The sequence below is a fragment of the Pantoea sp. B9002 genome (genome assembly GCF_013385945.1).
Lineage (GTDB): Bacteria > Pseudomonadota > Gammaproteobacteria > Enterobacterales > Enterobacteriaceae > Pantoea.
On sequence record NZ_JACAPA010000059.1, the window covers coordinates 165,223 to 185,684 of the forward strand.

The window sequence follows — 20,462 nt, forward strand, 5'->3', positions numbered from 1 at the left end:
CAAATTGAGGGAATACACGCCGCAGGATTAAGAAATGGTCCGGCATGCAAAGGGCTATAGCATGAATTAATCTAATGCGAATTAAGGGGTGAAATTAGAATAAATCAAACGAGGCGCGATTACGGTGCAGCGTTGCATTATTGCGGTGCAGAGAAGAAAAATAGCGCCCAGTTGGGCGTAATGGGTGTCAGTTGAACAGTCGCCATGAATGGCGACCCTACGGATGTTAAGCGTGAATCGGTCGCCATGAATGGCGACCCTACGGATTTGGCGGGAGGCGCGCATTGATGCGCACCTGGGATTTTTTGCTTAGGTGATTAGCGTATCCAGCTGGGGAGATCGTTTAGCCCCATCGCCTGTTTCAGCATCAGTGGTTTAACGCCTGGTAAGGTATCGGCGAGCTTGAGGCCGACATCACGCAGCAGCTTTTTTGCGGGATGGGTGCCGGCAAACAGCTCACGGAAACCCTGCATTCCTGCCAGCATCATCGCTGCGCTGTGCTTGCGGCTGCGCTCATAGCGACGCAGATAGAGATGCTGACCAATATCTTTGCCTTCCTGATGTAGCCGACGAATTTCACCAATTAATTCAGCTGCATCCATAAAGCCAAGATTCACGCCCTGCCCGGCCAGCGGATGGATGGTGTGGGCGGCATCGCCGACCAGCGCCAAACGGTGCGCGGCAAAGTTACGCGCATACCGCGCCGTCAGCGGGAAGGTTTTGCGTTCGCTCTCGACCTGACACAGGCCAAGACGCATATCAAACGCCACCGACAGCTGCTGATTGAACAGCGCTTCCGGCATCGATTGCACACGCGCCGCTTCCTGCGGCGAGAGCGACCAGACAATCGAGCATAAGTGCGGATCCTGCATCGGCAGGAATGCCAGAATACCGTCGCCGTGGAACACCTGACGTGCAATGGCATCATGCGGCATATCGGTGCGGATGTTCGCCACCAGCGCGTGATGCTCGTAATCCCAGAAGGTCAGCGGGATATCCGCTTTGTCGCGCAGCCACGAATTCGCGCCGTCGGCAGCCACCAGCAAACGTGCGCTCATCATGCTGCCATCTTGCAGGGTGATAAAGGCTTCGTTGTCGCCAAACGCCACTTGCTGCAGCTGCGCCGGAGCAAACAGCGTGATATCGCTGCTCTGACTGGCGCGCTGCCACAATGCGCTATGAATCACTTCGTTTTCAACAATATGGCCGAGATGCGATAAACCCTGCTGCTCGTCATCAAAGCTGATCGAGCCGAAGCTGTCCTGATCCCACACTTCCATGCCGTGATAGGCGCTGGCGCGCAGCGCCAGAATGCTCGACCAGACATCGAGCTTTTGCAGCAGACGTTCGCTGGCAGCGTTGATGGCGGAGACGCGAATCGACGCATTGGCCGCCGGATCAAACTGTGGCTCGGGTGCTTTTTCCAGCACGGCAACGCGTAAGCCGCTGCCTTGTAGTCCGCAGGCGACGGCCAAACCCACCATGCCGCCTCCGGCAATTGCCACATCAAAAGTTTGCATTGCTGCCCCTTAATTCGTGCTTAACGCTTAACCCAGCCGAGCGTGCGCGCGGCAAGTGGATTTCGTAGCCAAGGCAGATGGTCCATCGCCACCAGCCCAAGATTTCGTCCTGCTACCAACGGCGCATAGCGGTTAGCAAACAGTCGGACTAAACCGTCAGTGACGCCAACAGTGGCGGCACGATCGGGCTGACGTCGCGCGGCAAAATGCTGTAATACCGCGAAACTGCCGGGATCTTGCTGCTGACGATAAGCGCCCGCCAGCGTTTCCGCCAGCGACATCACATCGCGCAGACCCAGATTGAAGCCTTGTCCGGCAATCGGATGCAGCGTTTGTGCCGCGTTGCCCACCAGCGCCAGACGATGTGTCACCTGACGTTCGGCGGTTTGCAGCGCCAGCGGATAATGCTCGCGTTGACCGGTATGCGTGAAGCGTCCCAGACGCCAGCCAAATGCGCGCTGCAGTGCTTGCAGGAAGGTCGCATCGTCCCACTGCTTAATCGTTGCTTGCGCCTCAAGCGGGTGGCACCACACCAGCGACATGCGGTTGCCGGACATCGGCAACAGCGCCAGCGGGCCGTGTTCGGTAAAGCGCTCAAAGGCGTGGCCCTGATGCGGCAACTGCGTCGACACATTGGCGATAACCGCCAACTGCTGATAATCGTCGCGCTGCCAGGTGATGCCGCAGGACGCGCCTAAAGGTGAACGCGAACCATCGGCGGCCACCAGTAATGCGCCTTCCAACTTTTCGCCGCTGTTCAGCATGACCTGCACGTTATCTGCGGTGCGCGCTACCGAGGTAACGTGATCCGGGCAGCGCAGCGTGACGCCCGGCGCTTTCTGTAGGCGTTGAAACAGCCGCTGGCCGACATCAAAAAGTTCGACCACTTGACCGAGCGCGGGCACCTGATGATCTTGTGCTTTGAGCGAAACGAAGCCGGTATGACCGCGATCGGAAACGTGAATATCGGTGATAGGCGTGGCGCAATCGGCCAGCGAGCGCCACAGATCGATATCCGCTAACTGCTGACAGGTGCCAGCCGCCAGGGCAATCGCGCGTCCATCGAAGCCGGGATGTGCGCGGCTGTCGGGCTGGCTGCGCTCAATCAGGGTAACCGGCAGCTGGCCTTGCGTCAGATGTGAAATCGCCAGCGCCAGAGTCGCACCGGTCATGCCGCCGCCGGCAATCAAAATGCTCATGCGTGACGTGCCGCCGCCATCAAGGCTTCAATCGCGTCGGCGTCTTTCACTACGCTGTCGGTGAGATTTTCGTTGCCGTCGGCGGTGATGACGATGTCATCTTCGATGCGAATGCCAATACCGCGATATTGTGGCGGTACTTTGGCATCTGGCGCGATATACAAGCCAGGCTCAACCGTCAGCACCATGCCCGGCTCGAGCACGCGGTCGCGGCTTGGCGTGCCGTAATGGCCGACATCGTGCACATCCAGCCCCAACCAATGACTCAAACCGTGCATGAAGAACGGACGATGCGCCTGCTCTTCAAACAGCGTATCGATGTTGCCATCCAGAATGCCGAGATCGACGAGGCCGGTAATCATAATGCGCACCACTTCGTCGTTGACGTCATGGATGCTGATGCCCGGACGGAACATCGACAACGCTTTGTAGAGCGAAGCCAGCACAATATCGTAGATGGCGCGCTGCGGCTCGCTGAAGGTGCCGTTGACCGGGAAGGTGCGAGTGATATCGCCGGCGTAGCCGTGGAATTCACAGCCTGCGTCGATCAGCACTAAGTCGCCATCGCGCATTTCCGATTCGTTTTCGGTGTAATGCAAAATGCAGCCGTTTTCGCCGGAACCGACAATGGTGTTGTATGAGGGGAAACGCGCGCCGTGGCGATTGAATTCGTGATGAATTTCGCCTTCCAGCTGATATTCGAACATGCCCGGACGACAGGCTTGCATCGCTCGCGTGTGCGCCAGCGCGCTGATTTTGCCGGCGCGGCGCAGAATCTCAATCTCTTCTGCGCTTTTGAACAGGCGCATGTCGTGCACCCACGGACGCCAGTCGGTAACCGTGTCGGGCGCGCTGAGGTTTTGACGGAAGCCGCGACGCAGTTTGTCCAGCGCGCTGAACACCAGCTGATCTGCTTCTGCGTATTCGCCCTGCGCGTGGTAAACCACATCCAGGCCGTTAAGCAGTTGATGCAACTGCTCGCCGATGTCATCCCACGGCAAAGCACGATCGACACCCAGTTTCGCCGGTGCGGCATCCTGACCAAGGCGGCGACCAAACCAGATTTCGGCTGTCAGGTCACGCACGCGATTGAACAGCACACTGTGGTTGTGCTTATCATCACTTTTGATTAATACCAGCAGCGCCTGCGGTTCGTTAAAGCCGGTGAAGTACCAGAAGTCACTGTTTTGACGAAAGCTGTATTCGGTGTCGTTGCTGCGCGTCACTTCAGGTGCAGCAAAAATTAACGCCGCACTGCCTGGCGCCATGCGGGCAATCAGCGCCTGACGACGTTGTTGAAACGTATCCAAGGTAATCATGTTTGCACTCCCTGTTGAAGACGGGCCACAACGCACCCGCATTGACGCGCTTAGTGTAACGTAGGTTTTTGTACTTCTGGTGCCGTTGGCTGATGCGGACGCGTGAAGGTGTCGTGGCACAGCAGAGCGGCAACGCGCACGTACTCAATCACCTCTTCAAGTGACTGCTCCAGCTCTTCCTGATCTTCATCTTCGTCATAGCCAAGTTGTGCGATGGTGCGCAGATCGTCAATCGCTTCACCGGTTTCGCCGGTCACTTTCTCCAGTTTCGGCTGCGTGACGCCCAAACCGAGCAGGAAGTGGTTTACCCAACCGGCCAGCGCATCCGCGCGATCGAATACCGTGATGTCATCGTCCTCCGGCAACATCAGCTGGAACATAAAACCTTCGTCTTCCAGCGTGGTCGCCAGGCTTTCATGCAGTGCCTGCAACGGCTGAGACAGGCTCTGCGAAAACGCCATGCCTTCGTTGGTGAGATCGTGAACCATGGTTTTCCAGCTGGTATCCTGATTGCCGCCGCACAGAATCCCGGAAAGGAGACCGTGCATTTCGGCTGGCGTCATGCCCACGCCCTGCTGTGAAAGGGCCGCGGCCAGCGTGTTGTAACTCGGCGTTGCGTTCTGTAAAGACATAAGCTTTGGTCGTCGTTGGCAGAATAAGTTCGTGTTATGCTACCACCAGGTGCCTCTGGGTTTCCAGAAAAGGGGTTGTAACTTATAACTCGGGTATATATAGTTTCGCACCTCCCAACCCATTGACCGGTAAGGGAGATGCGATCGAAGTAATCAGTTAGGATGGTGGCATGTCTGCACAACCAGTAGATATTCAAATTTTTGGTCGTTCGTTGAGAGTGAATTGCCCGCCTGAACAGCAAGATGCGCTGAATCTGGCCGCAGAGGATCTCAATCAACGGTTGCAAGATTTAAAAGTTCGCACTAGAGTCACCAATACAGAGCAACTGGTGTTCATCGCCGCGTTAAACATCTGCCACGAGTTGGCACAAGAGAAAGGTAAGACGCGCGACTATGCAGCAAACATGGAACAACGTATCCGCATGCTGCAGCAGACCATTGAACAAGCGTTAGTAGAGCAAGGTCGCATAACTGACCGCCAGGGCCCTAATTTTGAATAAAGCTTCATGGTCCTCATGCTAGAGTGACGGTGAAGTAAATTTTCTCTGAGATGTTTGCAAGCGGGCCAGTCCCCTGAGCCGATATTTCATACCAACAGAATGTGACGCTCCACAATTTGTGCGCATGCTCGGTCCGTCCGAGAAGCCTAATAGTTGTGACGGCATGTTCACCTTGAACCAAGGGTTCAAGGGTTACAGCCTGCGGCGGCATCTCGGAGATCTCCATTTAGTTCCAATCTGTATCCCCCGGTTCGCATGATATAGTGGCTGGCAACAGCCCAATCTGCCGGGGATATCATGTCAGCACCCTCATTTCTCGACCGTCAAGACATCCGTCAGCATGTGCGCCATTTGCGCCGCAATCTCACGTCTGAGCAACAAGAACAGGCCGCCGATCAGTTGGCTGAACACGCTATCAACATTGCGCCGATTGCCAATGCCCAACGCATTGCACTGTTTTTGTCTGTCGATGGAGAGATCAACACCCGCCCGCTGATCGCCAAATTGTGGCAGCAAAAAAAGCAGGTTTACTTACCGGTGCTTCATCCCTTCTCGCCTGGCAATCTGCTGTTTATCCGTTACACGCCAGAAACGTCACTCACGCCAAATAAGCTGCGTATTCCGGAACCGCCTTTAGACATCACGCAACTGGCAACGCTGGATCAATTAGATGTGATGCTGGTGCCGCTGGTGGCGTTTGACCATGCCGGTCAACGTTTGGGAATGGGTGGCGGATTCTACGATCGCACGCTGCAAAACTGGCAGCAGCATGGTTTTCTTCCGGTGGGCATCGCACATGATTGTCAGCGCGTAGAAGCGCTGCCGGTTGCCGCATGGGATGTGCCGCTTCCCGCGATACTGACGCCAGCGAAACTGTGGCAATGGGAAGCGTAAATAGGAAAAACAAAGGGCGCCAATGGCGCCCTGTTTAATCAGTACAGCAGACGGGCGCGGATGGTGCCCGGAATCGCCTTCATCGCCTGCAGCGCTTTATCCGCTGCATCCTGCTCAGCATCAATATCGATTACCACGTAGCCCATAATAGGCGTGGTTTGCAGATACTGTGCGGCGATGTTGATGCCCTGCTCGGCAAAAATTTGGTTGATGGCGGTCAGCACACCCGGACGATTTTCATGGATGTGCAGCAGGCGGCTAGCACTTGCCGCGTGCATCGGCAGCGAGACTTCCGGGAAGTTAACCGCAGACAGCGTAGAACCGTTGTCGGAGTATTTCGCCAGCTTGCCAGCCACTTCGATACCGATGTTTTCCTGCGCTTCCTGGGTCGAACCACCAATGTGTGGCGTCAGGATCACGTTATCGAACTCGCATAACGGAGAGTTGAATGGATCGCTGTTGGTCGCAGGCTCAACCGGGAAGACGTCGATGGCGGCACCGGACAGATGTTTGTTCGCCAGGGCATCACACAGCGCCGGAATATCGATCACGGTACCGCGCGCGGCGTTGATCAGCAGCGAGCCTGGCTTCATCAGCGCCAGCTCTTCCGCACCAATCATGTTCTGAGTGGATTGCGTTTCAGGAACGTGCAGGCTCACTACGTCGCTCATATTGAGTAGATCGGAGAGATGACGCACCTGAGTCGCGTTACCGAGCGGCAGCTTGCTTTCGATATCGTAGAAGAACACGTGCATACCGAGGCTTTCTGCCAGCACACCCAGCTGCATGCCGATATGGCCGTAACCGATGATGCCCAGTTTCTTGCCGCGTGCTTCGAACGAACCGTTGGCGACTTTATTCCAGATGCCACGGTGCGCTTTGGCGTTGGCCTCCGGAATGCCACGCAGCATCAGCAGCATTTCGCCAATCACCAGCTCTGCAACAGAACGGGTGTTGGAGAACGGCGCGTTGAACACCGGAACACCGCGTTTCGCCGCAGCAGCAAGATCAACCTGGTTAGTACCAATACAGAAGCAGCCGACTGCTACCAGCTTTTCTGCAGCAGCAAAGATCTCTTCAGTCAGTTGGGTACGGGAACGGATACCAATGAAGTGCGCATCGCGGATGGAGGATTTCAGCGACTCCGCATCCAGCGCCCCTTTGTGAAACTCGATGTTGGTGTAGCCTGCTGCACGCAGGTTTTCCAGCGCACTCTGGTGAACGCCTTCCACCAGCAGGAACTTAATCTTGTCTTTTTCCAGTGATACCTTTGCCATTTCCCGACCCTATTCAGAATTCAATGAGGACTACCATAAGGTAGCCTTCTGTCAAAATATCAAAAATTTCGTGCGCAGCAATACAAACGATTGCCTGTGAGCCAGCACGCGCCCACGCGGAGACAGCACAATGCCGTACAAAATCGTGACATCCTTGGTGGACGAAGTACGAACTCACTGCTGATGAATCTTTTGTGACATAAGTCACCAAATTTCAGCCTGGCGAGAAAAGATGTTTTGCGGATGGAAATAACCGGCGCATTCGGCGCGCCGGACAGATCATTTTACGATGGTTTTCACGCCGTCAGCGGTGCCAATCAGCGCGACATCCGCGCCACGTCCCGCAAACAGGCCAACGGTCACCACGCCCGGCAGCGCATTGATGGTTTTTTCCAGCTCGATAGGATCGAGAATACGCAGATTATGCACGTCGAGAATAATGTTGCCGTTGTCGGTAATGACGTTCTGGCGATACTCCGGCAAGCCGCCGAGTTTGACCAGTTCACGCGCCACATACGAACGCGCCATCGGAATCACTTCAACCGGCAGCGGGAAGTTGCCCAGCACATCGACTTCTTTCGATGCATCGGCAATGCAGACAAATTTCTTCGCCACCGCCGCAACGATTTTCTCACGCGTCAGCGCTGCGCCACCGCCTTTGATCATCTGCATCTGCGGATTGATTTCATCGGCGCCATCAACATAAACCGACAGCTCATCAATTTCGTTGAGATCGAAGACGTGAATGCCCAACGCTTTCAGTTTCTCCGTCGAGGCTTCCGAGCTGGAAACCGCGCCTTCAATCTGATTCTTCATGGTGCCGAGTGCATCAATGAAATGCGCTGCCGTTGAGCCCGTACCTACACCGACAATGGTGCCGGGCTCTACGTACTGCAGGGCTGCCCAACCTACCGCTTTTTTCAGTTCATCCTGGGTCATGGTATGTTTAAAACCTGTGCGACATCGAAGTGCGCGTAGTATAAAACAAGGCGCTGTAAAAAAGCGCGACTGTTAGACAGCCGATTTAACGCTTTGGAAGCCAGCCCGCAAAAATGCGCCGCAGCACAATTTGACAGTTTTATGGCATAGTAACGTCCACCCTGAACGAGAGAGAACAACAATGAAACGCCCGGATTATCGAACGCTTCAGGCGCTGGATGCTGTGATTCGCGAGCGCGGCTTTGAGCGTGCGGCACAAAAACTCTGCATTACCCAATCGGCGGTTTCGCAGCGTATTAAACAGCTGGAAAATTTATTTGGTCAGCCGCTGCTGGTGCGTACCGTGCCGCCGCGTCCGACCGAGCAGGGACAAAAGTTACTGGCGTTGTTGCATCAGGTTGAGCTGTTGGAAGAGGAGTGGCTGGGTGATGATAACGGTGGAACCACGCCGCTGCTACTGTCGCTGGCGGTCAACGCCGACAGTCTGGCAACCTGGCTGCTGCCCGCGCTGAAAGATGTACTGGCCGATTCGCCGGTGCGCCTGAATTTGCAGGTGGAAGATGAAACCCGCACTCAGGAACGTCTGCGTCGCGGCGAAGTGGTCGGCGCGGTGAGTATTCAACCGCAGCCGCTGCCAAGCTGCTTAGTAGATCAACTGGGCGCGCTCGATTATCTGTTCTGCGCCTCACCTGATTTTGCTGCACGCTATTTCCCGAACGGCGTCACGCGCTCTGCGCTGCTGAAAGCGCCGGCGGTGGCGTTTGATCATCTGGATGATATGCATCAGGCGTTTTTACAGCAGAACTTTGACCTGTCGCCAGGCAGCGTGCCCTGCCACATCGTTAACTCGTCAGAAGCCTTTGTGCAGCTGGCGCGTCAGGGTTCGGTGTGCTGTATGATTCCGCATCTGCAGATTGAGCGCGAGTTGGCGCAAGGTGAGCTGGTGGATTTGACGCCAGGCCTGTATCAGCGTCGTATGCTGTACTGGCACCGGTTTGCGCCGGAAAGTCGTTTGATGCGCAGCGTCACCGACGCGCTGATTGCACACGGACATCGCGTGCTGCGTCAGGATGTGTTGCCCGCGTAAAAGTCAGGTCGCGCCGCCCATTTAAGGAATGCTTGCAGGTGCGCATCAATGCGCACCCAATAACCGTAGGGTTGCCATTTCTGGCGACCTGAATTAAAGCCTTATGGCGTATTCGGTTTGATTTCGAATACCACATCCACCTGATCGTCAAAGTGAATGCTCTGCTGCTCGTAAGTTTGCTGCGCGGTGGTATCAGCAGGTGCAGCGGCGGCTTTGTACATGCGCGCCATCGGCATCGGTTGATAGTTCGCAACGTGGTAGCGGATGCTGTAGACCGAACCTAACTTAGCGTTAAACCCTTCTGCCAGCGCGTTCGCCTGCTGCGTAGCATTAGCGATTGCCACTTTACGCGCCTTCTCTTTATAGCTGTCAGGATTCGCCACACCCAACTCGACCGAACGAATTTCATTCAGGCCAGATTTTAACGCGCCATCCAACAGCTCGTTAAGTTTGTCCAGCTGACGCAGCGTCACCTGTACCTGACGCTCGGCACGATAGCCTTTCAGTACCGACTTACCTTCTTTGGTGTAATCGTACTCCGGCTGCGTGCTGAGGTTTGCCGCATCAATATCTTTTTTCTCGATACCGTTCTTTTGCAGGAAATCGAAATATTGCGCCACGCGGTCATCAGCTTGTTTCTTCGCTTCCGCCGCGTCTTTCGACGAAACATTCACCACAATCGCGAGCGTCGCGAGATCTGGCGTGGCATCAACGCTTGCCTGTCCAGAAGTCACCACATGCGGTCCATTCGGCAATTCGCCTGCCTGAACTAAACCGGACAGTGCGCCCGTGCTCATTACGGCGGCCAGCGCCAGTGCTTTCAGTTTCACGAAAGTCCTCCTTGAGGGATTCAATTTGCAGGTCGCCACTATGGCTAAACCCAAAACACATTACCATGCGTGATGCTCTGAGTTTTGATTCAGCAAAAAGTTCGGGCACTCTGCTGTTTTAACCTCGCCGCGATCGCAAATTTAGCGGTACATATTCGCCAAAAAAACACTTAAACGTTTCTATTAAAGAAACACTTCTGGGTTCGGGAGAGTTGCCAATGACAGAACAGCCGCTTAGCCAAACTGCCGTCAGCGTTCGCGCGGGACGCACGCGCTTTCTGATGCTCGGTCTGGTGTTTATTAACATCATTATCAACTACATGGATCGAACTAACCTGTCGGTTGCCGCTACGGCAATGGCTGGTGAACTGCGTTTCACGCCGATGGAAATGGGGTTGATCTTCTCTGCTTTCGGCTGGATCTACGCTGCGCTACAGATCCCCGGCGGCTTCCTCATCGATCGCCTGGGTGCGCGGGTGGTCTATGGCGTCGGTTTGTTTGCCTGGTCGCTGATCACCGCGCTGCATGCGCTTGCCAACAGCTTTGGCGCGTTGTTTGGTCTGCGGCTCGGCGTCGGCGCCTTTGAAGCGCCGGTGATGCCCTCCAACAATCGAGTGATCTCCAGCTGGTTCCCGGAGCAAGAGCGCGCCAGTGCGATCGGTATTTACTCCTCAGCGCAATTTGTTGGGCTGGCGTGCATGACGCCGCTGCTGTTTCATCTGCAGGATGCATTTGGCTGGCGCGGACTGTTTTTGATTACCGGAGTCGCGGGGATGATTTGGGCGCTGGTGTGGTATTGGCTCTACCGCGAGCCGAATCAACATCAAGGCGTGTCAGAAGCCGAGCTCAGCTATCTGCGCGACAACGGTGCGCTGCTGGAGAGTCGGCAAAATACGCAGCAACCTAAAGCGCGCTGGGGCGATTTGGCGCAGATGTTCCGCAGTCGCAAATTGGTCGGCATCTATATTGGCCAGTTCACCATTTCCGCCACCTTCTGGTTTTTCCTCACCTGGTTCCCGACTTATCTGGTGGAGTATCGCCACATGGGCTTCATTAAAAGCGGTTATGTGGCTTCGGTGCCCTACTTCGCCGCCTTTTGCGGCGTGCTGCTGGCCGGATTTGCCTCGGATCGCATGATACGTCGTGGCGTCTCCGCCAGCGTGGCGCGCAAACTGCCGGTGATCCTCGGCCTGTTCCTGACGCTGTTTATCCTTGGTGCCAATTACACCGACGATTCCACGCTGATTATCCTGTTTATGTCGCTCGCGTTCTTCGGCAACGGCCTGGCGACCATTACGTGGGTGTTTGTCACGGCGCTGGCACCGCGCCACTTGATTGGTCTGGCGGGCGGCGTATTTAACTTTACCGGCGCGCTGTCATCCATCGTGGTGCCGATTGCCATTGGTGCGTTAATTGACGGCGATAACTTCGCGCCAGCACTGGCATTTATCGCTGTGCTGGCCGCGATTGGCATCTGCAGTTATCTGTTTATTGTCGGGAAAATCGATCATGTTAGCGCGGGGTGATCACGGTTTGCGCCAGCGATTGCAGCTGTTGCAGCCGCTGCGCGAGGTGCGCCTCATCGTCCTGCCAGATTTTGGCGAACGCCAGTGCCGCGCGATTGTTATCGATCGGCTGCGCCATGCTGATTTCACCGTCATCGCGGTGCCAGATCAGGTAACCCTCAGCCCGCTTACGCGCCAGCAGCGGCGCGATTTGCAGCCACTGTTCGTCGTTAAAACGCGGGCGCAGCGCCTCATCACTCTCCGCCGCCAGCAACGACACGCCAATCACCGATTGCCACGCGGGCAGCATGCGGAAACCGGCCAGCGCCTGGCTGGCATTGATGCGTTCACCGGGTTCCGAGTGCCAGATATAGATCACCTGATCCTCCCACAGCACGCCCAGCGCCACCACGATATCGCGCGGCGCATGAAGTTCCAGCTGCGGCAGCGCCTGAGCGAACAGCGAAGATCCGCGAATCGCCTGTGCCGCCAGCGCGTGAATGCCGGGGCCGGGCAGATAGCGTCGATGCTCATCCTGCGTGGTCAGTCCAATCGATGCCATGGTCATCAGCAGTCGATTCACACGCGTGCTGTTCATCCCCATCTGGCGCGCCAGTTCACGGCAACCCACGGCTTTATCACTGGAAACCAGATATTGCAGGCAGCGAATACCGTCAATCAGGCTTTGGTTGGGTTGAGAAGACATAGATCACCTGCGGCGGGCAAAATCCAATCTTAGCCTTAGAGTCAGAGGAATGAAATGATGCAGACTTTCTCTACGCAAAATGTGCGCGACTTTCCGCAACAACGGCTACAAGCGCAGTTACTGATCGTTGGCGGTGGGCTGGCGGGCGTGTGTGCCGCACTCGCCGCTGCACGCGATGGGCTTGATGTGGTGCTGATTCAGGATCGCCCGGTGCTGGGCGGCAACGCTTCCAGCGAAGTGCGCTTGTGGGCCAACGGTGCCACTTCGCACATGGGCAATAACAATCGCTGGGCGCGCGAAGGCGGCATCATGAGCGAGATCATGGAGGAGAACCTGTGGCGTAACAAAGAAGGCAATCCGGTGCTGTTCGATATGGTGCTGCTGGACATCGTTCAGGCGCAGCCCGGCCTGACTTTGCTGCTCAATACGGTGGTGACCGATATCGAAAAATCTGGCCGCCGCTTGCAGTCCGTGCAGGCGTTCAACGCCATTAATCAAACGCGATATCAGGTTTCAGCTACACAGTTTATCGATGCCAGCGGCGATGGCGTGATGGGCTATCTGGCCGGTGCAGCGCATCGCGTGGGCGCAGAATCCGTGGAGGAGTTTGGCGAGAAGATGGCGCCGGGCGAGAGTTTCGGCCACAAGCTCGGACATTCGATTTACTTCTACACCAAGCGCGCAGCGCAACCGGTACGCTTCGTTGCGCCCTCTTTCGCACTGAAAGAGATCACCGCGATTCCGCGTTATAAACGCCTGAGCTCAGAACTGAACGGCTGCGATTTATGGTGGCTGGAATGGGGCGGACGGCTTGATACCGTGCACGAAAGTGAAACCATCAAATGGGAGCTGTGGAAAATCGTCTGGGGCGTGTGGGATTACATCAAAAACTCCGGTGGATTCCCCGACGCCGACAACCTGACGATTGAATGGGTTGGCCTGATTCCCGGCAAACGCGAGAGCCGGCGTTTTCTCGGCGAGACGATGCTGTGCCAGCAGGACATCATCGAACAGCGCGATCACTACGATGCGGTGGCGTATGGCGGCTGGTCGATTGATCTGCATCCGGCCGACGGCGTCTACAGCGAACATGATGGCTGTCGTCAGTTCCACAGCAAAGGGACTTACACCATTCCCTTCCGCGCGCTCTACAGCCAGTCGCTGGACAATCTGCTACTCACCGGCCGCCTGATTTCCGCCACGCACGTCGCCTTTGGCAGCGCACGCGTCATGTGCACCTGCGGCGTGCTGGGCGAAGTGGTGGGCCGCGCGGCGGCGCTGTGCCAGCAACAGCAGATCACGCCCGCCGTACTGGCACAGCCGGAGCACGTTGGGCAGCTACAGCAGCATTTGCTGCGTCAGGGTGCGTTTATTCCGCGACATCCGTTGGCCAACCCAGCGCGCGATGCGCATGTCACGGTGAGCAGCACCTTACAGTTGCGCGCCCTGCCCGCCGATGCCGGTTGGCAGCCGCTGGAATCCCGCTGTGCGTTGCTGCTGCCGCTCAAAGCGGGTGAACGCTTGCCGCCAATCAGCGTGCAGCTGCGCGCTGCCAACACGCAGAAATTACAGGTATCGCTGCTTACCAGCGCTAATCCGGCCAATACCTGCGGCGATTGCCATCTGGCCACGCAAAGCATCACGGTTACTGAGCCAGGCACTTATCGACTGAACTTTGATTATCGCGCCGATTGCGATCGCTATCTGTTTATCGCCTTTGAGGAGAACGCAGCGATTGAGGTTGCATTAACCAGCCAGCGTTTGCCAGGCGTGATGATGGTGTTCAACAGTCTCAATCCGCGCGTGGCGAAACGCACACGCCAGATTAACGACGGCGATTACGGCGTTGATGAATTTGATTTCTGGCTGCCGCGCCGGGCTCCACAGCAAATCCTGCTGGCCTTTGCGCTGGAAACGCCGCTGCAGCTTTGGCACCACGACTATCTGCTTAACGGCAAGCTGCGCCCGGAACAGCACACCAATTGCTGGGTGCCGGCGCAGGAGGACACGCATCCCAACGTGAGCTGGCATTGGAGCGAACCGCAGCAGGCGAAACACATTACCTTGCTGTTTGATAACGACTTCGACCATGCGATGGAAACGGTGCAAATGGGCCACGCGCAGGCGGTCACGCCGCACTGCACCACGCATTATCGCGTATGGCTGGATGAGATGCTCTTGGCTGAGGTGACGGAAAATCATCACTCGCTGTGCCATCACGTGGTGCCAGAAGGCGTGAGTTTTAGCAGGATTCGGCTGGAGTTGCTCGCCAGTGCGGGCGCGCTGCCCGCACTGTACGGATTACATCTGCATTAGAGAGCAGCAATGCCCTGACGCGCCAGCTGAATGGCGATAAACCACATCACGCCGCCGACCAGCAAATTGATAATGCGCTGCGCCCGCACGGTGCGCAGCCGCGGCGACAGCCACGCCGCCAGCAGCGCCAGGCCGAAGAACCAGATGATTGATGCGCTCACGGTGCCAAACGCAAACCAGCGACGCGCGTCCGCGGAGGGCAATTGGCTACCGAGGCTGCCGAGCACCACAAAGGTGTCGAGATAGACGTGCGGATTGAGCCAGGTCACCGCCAGAATGGTGGCGATGATGCGCCAGCGGCCTTGCTTTATCTCCGCATCGGAAGCCAGCGACACATCACCTTGCCATGCACTGCGCAGCGCGCCCCAGCCGTACCACAGCAGAAACGCCACGCCCGCCCATGTAATCAGCATCAATAAGATAGGCGATTGATTCAGCAACGCGCTGCCGCCAAAAATCCCACCGCAGATCAGTGCGATATCGCTGATGGTACACAGCGATGCGGTCATCAGATGGTAATGGCGCTTAATGCCCTGATTCATTACGAAAGCATTTTGCGGGCCTAACGGCAAAATCAGCGCAGCACCAAGGGCAAGCCCTTGTAAATAAACAGATAACACAGAGATAATCCTGAAGTTCTGAACGATGCTGTGCAGTATAGTGACGCGAAGATATTAGAGGAAATTGAAAGAATTAATTGGGCATTAGAATAGTTAATAACATGCACCCGCAAGCGTAATGATGTTCACTTCAGCGCTTTTCGGTCGCCGTAAATGGCAACCCTACAGCGACAATGCGCGGTTTTTGTAGGGTGCGCATTCATGCGCACCTGCTTAAACGCGCAGTATGTTAAGTGAGTGGCATTACACCCGCAGGTGCTATGCTCATTTACTCGGTGCGTGCGGGCTGTTGTTGCTCGCTCTTCACCTGATGCAGATGCACATCCATCTGCGGATAAGGAATGCCGATGCCGTTGGCGTCCAGCGTGCGTTTGAAGTTCTTCATCAAATCCCAGTAGACGTTTTGCAGGTCGCTGCTTTTGCTCCAGCAACGCACCACAAAGTTGAGCGATGAAGCGGCCAGTTCATTCAGGCCGATCTGGATACCTAAATCTTTCAGCACACGCTCATCCGCTTCAACCACTTCGCGGAACAGAGCAATTACCTGATCAACATCCGCATCGTAAGCCACGCCGATAATGAACTCGTTGCGGCGAATCGGTTCGCGCGAATAGTTGACGATGTTGCCGGCGATGATCTTACCGTTCGGCACCACCACGATTTTGCCATCGGCGCTTTTCAGCGTGGTGGAGAAAATCTGCACGTTCTGCACGGTACCCATCACGCCGCCGAGATCGACAAACTCACCGGTTTTGAACGGACGGAAGGTCACCAACAGCACGCCCGCCGCGAGATTCGACAGCGAACCCTGCAAGGCCAAACCCACCGCCAAACCGGCAGCACCCAGCACGGCAATCACCGAGGCAGTTTGTACGCCAACGCGTCCCAGTGCAGCAATGACGGTAAAAGCGATAATTCCGTAGCGCACCATTGCAGAAAGGAAATCTGCCACAGTCGCATCAATATGACGCGCCAGCAGAACGCGGTTAATCGCATTGGAGACGATGCGCGCAATGAACATACCAATGATGATGGTAACAATCGCCGCCACAATATTTACCGCATAGCTCAGGATCAGTTCCTGATTTCGTACCAGCCATCCACCAGCACTGTTAATGCCATCAACGACATTTAAGTCTTCCATTTGTTAGCCCTGTTGTTGAGTTTCCCGCAGGAAATTGCCAAAAACTGCCAGATTGACTCCGACACTCCGAATACAAGGGTAAACAAAAATAAGGCGAAGCGCCAAAAATGGCCTGAATTCGTGGGATTTTCTGGATAAGATGCATAAAAAAAGGCCCTGGCGGGCCTTTTTTGTACTGTAAGCAAAAATTACAGCACGTCGACAGCGTTAAGCTCTTTGAAAGCCTGCTCCAGGCGAACAACCATTGAAGCCTGAGCAGAACGCAGCCATACGCGTGGATCGTAATATTTCTTGTTCGGGCTATCTGAACCATTTGGGTTACCCAGCTGGCCTTGCAGATAGTCTTCGTTCTTTTTGTAGTACTGCAGAATACCGTCCCACGTTGCCCATTGGGTGTCGGTATCGATGTTCATCTTGATCACGCCGTAGCCGATAGACTCTTCGATTTCTGCAGCAGACGAACCTGAACCACCATGGAACACAAAGTTCAGCGCGTTATGCGGCAAGTTGTGTTTCTTGGTCACGTATTCCTGAGAATCACGCAGGATGGTTGGCGTCAGTTTCACGTTGCCTGGCTTGTACACGCCGTGCACGTTACCGAATGAAGCCGCGATGGTGAAACGTGGGCTGATTTTGCTCAGCTCGGTGTAAGCGTAATCAACGTCTTCTGGCTGAGTGTACAGCGCAGAAGCGTCCATGTGGCTGTTGTCCACGCCGTCTTCTTCGCCACCGGTGCAACCCAGTTCGATTTCCAGCGTCATATCCAGTTTGGCCATGCGCGCCAGATATTTAGAAGAGATCTCGATGTTCTCTTCCAGTGACTCTTCAGACAGATCAATCATGTGAGAAGAGAACAGCGGCTTACCGGTTTTCTTGAAGTGCTCTTCACCCGCGTCCAGCAGACCGTCGATCCACGGCAGCAGTTTCTTGGCGCAGTGGTCGGTATGCAAGATTACTGGCACGCCGTACTGTTCAGCCATCAGATGCACATGGTATGCACCCGCGATAGCGCCGAAGATAGCCGCGCCCTGAGGCTTGTCGGTTTTGAAACCTTTACCGGCGATGAAGGCAGCACCACCATTGGAGAACTGAACGATGACCGGCGCTTTCACTTTGGCCGCAGCTTCCAATACCGCGTTGATAGAGTCCGTGCCGACGCAGTTAACTGCTGGCAGAGCGAATTTGTTCTCTTTCGCTACCTGGAAAATTTTCTGAACGTCGTCACCAGTGACAACGCCGGGTTTTACGAAATCAAAAATTTTAGACATGTTTGTGTCCCGTTTCGTTACCGTTCATCCCCGAAGGGATTGCGATTTGTTTGCCCTATAAAGGGCTAGCCTTCAGGCGACGCCAAAGCGTCGCCCCCAAAGAATTACTGCTTCGCGCGCTCTTCCAGCATAGCAACTGCTGGCAGTTTTTTGCCTTCCACGAACTCGAGGAATGCGCCGCCGCCGGTAGAGATATAAGAGATCTTATCTTCGATACCGAACAGGTCGATTGCAGCCAGCGTATCGCCGCCGCCTGCCACTGAGAATGCATCGCTATCGGCGATTGCATTCGCCACGATTTCGGTGCCTTTACGGAAGTTCGGGAACTCGAACACGCCAACCGGGCCGTTCCACAGAATGGTTTTCGCGCCTTTCAGAATCGCGGCCATCGCCTGTGCGGTTTCGTCGCCGAAGTCCATAATCTCTTCGTTATCCGCCACTTCGGAAACCTTTTTCACGGTTGCCGGTGCAGTTTCAGAGAATTCCGTGCCTACGCGAGAATCGGTAGGAACCGGGATGCCGTGCTCGTCACGCAGTTTTTTCGCTGCTTCAACGAAGTCTGGCTCGTACAGTGATTTACCGACGTTGTTTTCGATCGCCACGAAGGTATTCGCGATGCCGCCGCCGACAATCACGGTGTCAGCAATCTTCACCAGCGACTGCAGTACATCAAATTTGGTCGACACTTTAGAACCGCCAACCACAGCAACCAGCGGACGCTCTGGGTTGCTCATCACTTTGCCCAGCGCTTCCAGCTCAGCTGACAACAGCGGACCGGCACACGCGATTGGCGCGAACTTGCCCACGCCGTGGGTAGAAGCCTGTGCGCGGTGCGCAGTACCGAACGCATCCATCACGAACACGTCGCACAGTGCGGCATATTTCTGCGACAGGCCTTCTTCGTCTTTTTTCTCGCCTTTGTTAAAGCGTACGTTTTCCAGCACAACCAGTTCGCCTGCGCCGACTTCAACGCCGTCGAGGTAATCTTTTGCCAGGGTAACGTTGGTGCCGTTCAGTTTGTCTTTCAGGTAGTTAACAACCGGCAGCAGGGAGAACTCTTCGTTGTATTCACCTTCGGTCGGACGACCCAGGTGAGAGGTAACCATCACTTTCGCGCCCTGTTTCAACGCCGCTTCGATGGTAGGCAGAGAAGCACGAATACGTGCATCTGACGTCACTTTCCCTTCTTTCACTGGCACGTTGAGATCGGCACGGATCAGAACGCGTTTACCAGCAAGATCCAGATCGGTCATCTTAATTACAGACATGGTGAACCCTCTCGTTGATTCTCATAAGTTTTGCCAGACGCAGTCCGCGTCTTACCTGAAACCGCTTGCGGCCATTGCTAACGTGGTGTCGATCATGCGGTTAGCAAAGCCCCATTCGTTGTCACACCAAACCAGCGTTTTGATAAGGTGATGACCACTGACCCGCGTTTGCGTGCCATCGACTATGGCACTGTGCGGATCATGGTTAAAATCTACTGAGACTAACGGTAATTCCGTATAGTCAACTATACCACGAAACGCCCCTTCTGACGCGTTTTGCAGCAACGCGTTGACCTCACACGCCTTCACCGCTTCGCGTACCGACACGCTCAGATCAATGGCTGTCACGTTGATCGTCGGCACGCGCACGGCAATCGCCTCAAAGCGATCGTTAAATTTCGGAAAAATACGGGTAATGCCAGCAGCAAGACGCGTATCTACCGGAATGATCGATTGGCTGGCGGCGCGGGTACGACGCAGATCGCTGTGATAGGCGTCGATCACCTGCTGATCGTGCATCGCCGAGTGAATGGTGGTCACGGTGCCCGACTCAATGCCAAAGGCGTCATCCAGCAACTTTATCACCGGAATAATGCAGTTGGTGGTGCAGGATGCGTTGGAGACAATGCGGTCAGTTTGTTTAAGAGCTTGTTCGTTGACACCGAACACAACAGTAGCATCGAGATCGTTGCCGCCCGGATGCGAGAACAACACTTTCTTCGCGCCCGCCGCCAAATGGGCTTCGCCATCAGCGCGGCTACCGTACACGCCGGTGCAATCCAGCACGATATCAACATTCAGTTCGCGCCACGGCAGCACGTCAATTTCCGCCTGATGCAGGATGCGAATGGTGTCGTCGCCAACAAACAGCTGATCGCGCTCCTGGCGCACATCAAAGGCGAAACGGCCGTGGCTGGTGTCGTACTTCAGCAGATGCGCCATACCGGCGGCGTCTGCCAGCTCGTTAATGGCGACCACGGTGATCTCAGCCCGGCGACCGGTTTCATACAGGGCACGCAACACGTTACGCCCGATACGACCAAAACCATTTATTGCTACGCGAACGGTCATCTCTACCTTCAACCACACCCGAAAAAACGTGCCGATTAGCCTGAGCGTTTCACACCGTTTTGTACAGGGAATTATTGCTTGCCCGCACCGGCAAGATGCACGTTCTCGTTCGCAACTGAAACGGTTCAGCTAGAGTAATGCAAGAGAGGAATAACGGGAATGATTGCGATCAAGTGAGTGGCTGAATATTGGATCTACGTCACAAATTTTGCACTGACGGATTATTACTGCAGGAATAATTGAACCGTTTCAGGTTGGAGATGGTGAAACAATAAGGGCGCCCCGGTTGGGACACCCTGATGCTGGTGTAGGGTCGCCATTTATGGCGACCTCAAATCACAGAATTGATTTCGCCGTGTTAACCACG

Annotated in this window: 18 protein-coding genes and 1 other RNA gene; 6 read left to right on the top strand and 13 right to left on the bottom strand. The window is 55.4% G+C overall.

The window, feature by feature from the left end:
* Positions 1-317 precede the first annotated feature (317 nt).
* The 4 genes from ubiI to HX773_RS24010 are packed head-to-tail and all read right to left on the bottom strand — an operon-like array spanning position 318 to position 4,670.
* A complete protein-coding gene (gene ubiI / locus HX773_RS23995) occupies positions 318-1,520 on the bottom strand; it encodes an FAD-dependent 2-octaprenylphenol hydroxylase (RefSeq protein ID WP_176973609.1) in 1,203 nt (400 codons plus the stop codon).
* Between the two features lie 20 nt (positions 1,521-1,540).
* On the bottom strand, positions 1,541-2,719 hold the full coding sequence (gene ubiH, locus HX773_RS24000; RefSeq protein WP_176973610.1) for a 2-octaprenyl-6-methoxyphenyl hydroxylase: 1,179 nt from the start codon (positions 2,717-2,719) through the stop codon (positions 1,541-1,543).
* Positions 2,716-4,038, bottom strand: coding sequence for a Xaa-Pro aminopeptidase (pepP, locus tag HX773_RS24005; RefSeq protein ID WP_101761949.1), 1,323 nt, complete (start codon positions 4,036-4,038; stop codon positions 2,716-2,718). Before pepP ends, ubiH begins: the two co-directional genes overlap by 4 nt.
* Positions 4,039-4,088: 50 nt before the next feature.
* A complete protein-coding gene (locus tag HX773_RS24010; protein ID WP_176973611.1) occupies positions 4,089-4,670 on the bottom strand; it encodes a YecA family protein in 582 nt (193 codons plus the stop codon).
* A 170-nt stretch (positions 4,671-4,840) separates the two neighbouring features.
* Here HX773_RS24010 and zapA point away from each other — a divergent pair, with 170 nt between their 5' ends.
* The 3 genes from zapA (at position 4,841) to HX773_RS24025 (ending at position 6,064) form a co-directional block, all read left to right on the top strand.
* On the top strand, positions 4,841-5,170 hold the full coding sequence (zapA, locus tag HX773_RS24015) for a cell division protein ZapA (protein ID WP_007890288.1): 330 nt from the start codon (positions 4,841-4,843) through the stop codon (positions 5,168-5,170).
* 39 nt (positions 5,171-5,209) lie between these two features.
* Positions 5,210-5,393, top strand: a non-coding RNA gene (gene ssrS, locus HX773_RS24020) — 6S RNA.
* Positions 5,394-5,467: 74 nt separating this feature from the next.
* Entirely contained in the window at positions 5,468-6,064 is a 597-nt protein-coding gene (locus HX773_RS24025; protein ID WP_176973612.1) for a 5-formyltetrahydrofolate cyclo-ligase, read from the top strand.
* A gap of 38 nt (positions 6,065-6,102) precedes the next feature.
* On the opposite strand, the gene serA is transcribed toward HX773_RS24025, so the two are convergent.
* Entirely contained in the window at positions 6,103-7,341 is a 1,239-nt protein-coding gene (serA, locus tag HX773_RS24030) for a phosphoglycerate dehydrogenase (protein ID WP_176973613.1), read from the bottom strand.
* A gap of 279 nt (positions 7,342-7,620) precedes the next feature.
* Entirely contained in the window at positions 7,621-8,280 is a 660-nt protein-coding gene (rpiA, locus tag HX773_RS24035; protein WP_176973614.1) for a ribose-5-phosphate isomerase RpiA, read from the bottom strand.
* Positions 8,281-8,461: 181 nt separating this feature from the next.
* On the opposite strand from rpiA, the gene HX773_RS24040 reads away from it, so the two are divergent.
* Positions 8,462-9,367, top strand: a complete 906-nt coding sequence (locus HX773_RS24040; RefSeq protein ID WP_007890292.1) for a LysR family transcriptional regulator ArgP — start codon at positions 8,462-8,464, stop codon at positions 9,365-9,367.
* A gap of 101 nt (positions 9,368-9,468) precedes the next feature.
* Here HX773_RS24040 and HX773_RS24045 read toward each other — a convergent pair whose 3' ends face one another.
* Complete coding sequence (locus tag HX773_RS24045) at positions 9,469-10,197, bottom strand: oxidative stress defense protein (protein ID WP_061719855.1); 729 nt, start codon at positions 10,195-10,197, stop codon at positions 9,469-9,471.
* A gap of 218 nt (positions 10,198-10,415) precedes the next feature.
* Between HX773_RS24045 and HX773_RS24050 the strand changes: the two genes are divergently transcribed.
* Positions 10,416-11,723, top strand: coding sequence for an MFS transporter (locus HX773_RS24050; protein WP_176973615.1), 1,308 nt, complete (start codon positions 10,416-10,418; stop codon positions 11,721-11,723).
* Here the strand turns inward: HX773_RS24050 and HX773_RS24055 are convergent.
* The gene (locus HX773_RS24055; RefSeq protein ID WP_176973616.1) at positions 11,710-12,408 is read right to left on the bottom strand and encodes an IclR family transcriptional regulator; all 699 of its coding nucleotides are present in this window, start codon (positions 12,406-12,408) and stop codon (positions 11,710-11,712) included. The genes HX773_RS24050 and HX773_RS24055 overlap by 14 nt on opposite strands.
* A gap of 57 nt (positions 12,409-12,465) precedes the next feature.
* Here HX773_RS24055 and HX773_RS24060 point away from each other — a divergent pair, with 57 nt between their 5' ends.
* Positions 12,466-14,724: an FAD-dependent oxidoreductase gene (locus tag HX773_RS24060; protein ID WP_370463634.1), complete on the top strand. Its 2,259-nt coding sequence runs from the start codon at positions 12,466-12,468 to the stop codon at positions 14,722-14,724.
* Here the strand turns inward: HX773_RS24060 and argO are convergent.
* The 5 genes from argO to epd form a co-directional block, all read right to left on the bottom strand.
* The gene (argO, locus tag HX773_RS24065) at positions 14,721-15,344 is read right to left on the bottom strand and encodes an arginine exporter ArgO (RefSeq protein WP_176973618.1); all 624 of its coding nucleotides are present in this window, start codon (positions 15,342-15,344) and stop codon (positions 14,721-14,723) included. The two genes, HX773_RS24060 and argO, sit on opposite strands and share 4 nt — an antisense overlap.
* Positions 15,345-15,612: 268 nt before the next feature.
* Positions 15,613-16,488 (bottom strand): small-conductance mechanosensitive channel MscS, encoded by an 876-nt coding sequence (gene mscS, locus HX773_RS24070; protein WP_176973619.1) that lies wholly within the window; start codon positions 16,486-16,488, stop codon positions 15,613-15,615.
* 188 nt (positions 16,489-16,676) lie between these two features.
* Positions 16,677-17,756 (bottom strand): class II fructose-bisphosphate aldolase, encoded by a 1,080-nt coding sequence (fbaA, locus tag HX773_RS24075; RefSeq protein WP_101761938.1) that lies wholly within the window; start codon positions 17,754-17,756, stop codon positions 16,677-16,679.
* Positions 17,757-17,860: 104 nt separating this feature from the next.
* Positions 17,861-19,024, bottom strand: coding sequence for a phosphoglycerate kinase (gene pgk / locus HX773_RS24080; protein ID WP_154192435.1), 1,164 nt, complete (start codon positions 19,022-19,024; stop codon positions 17,861-17,863).
* 51 nt (positions 19,025-19,075) lie between these two features.
* A complete protein-coding gene (gene epd, locus HX773_RS24085; protein WP_008108272.1) occupies positions 19,076-20,095 on the bottom strand; it encodes an erythrose-4-phosphate dehydrogenase in 1,020 nt (339 codons plus the stop codon).
* Between the last annotated feature and the right edge of the window lie 367 nt (positions 20,096-20,462).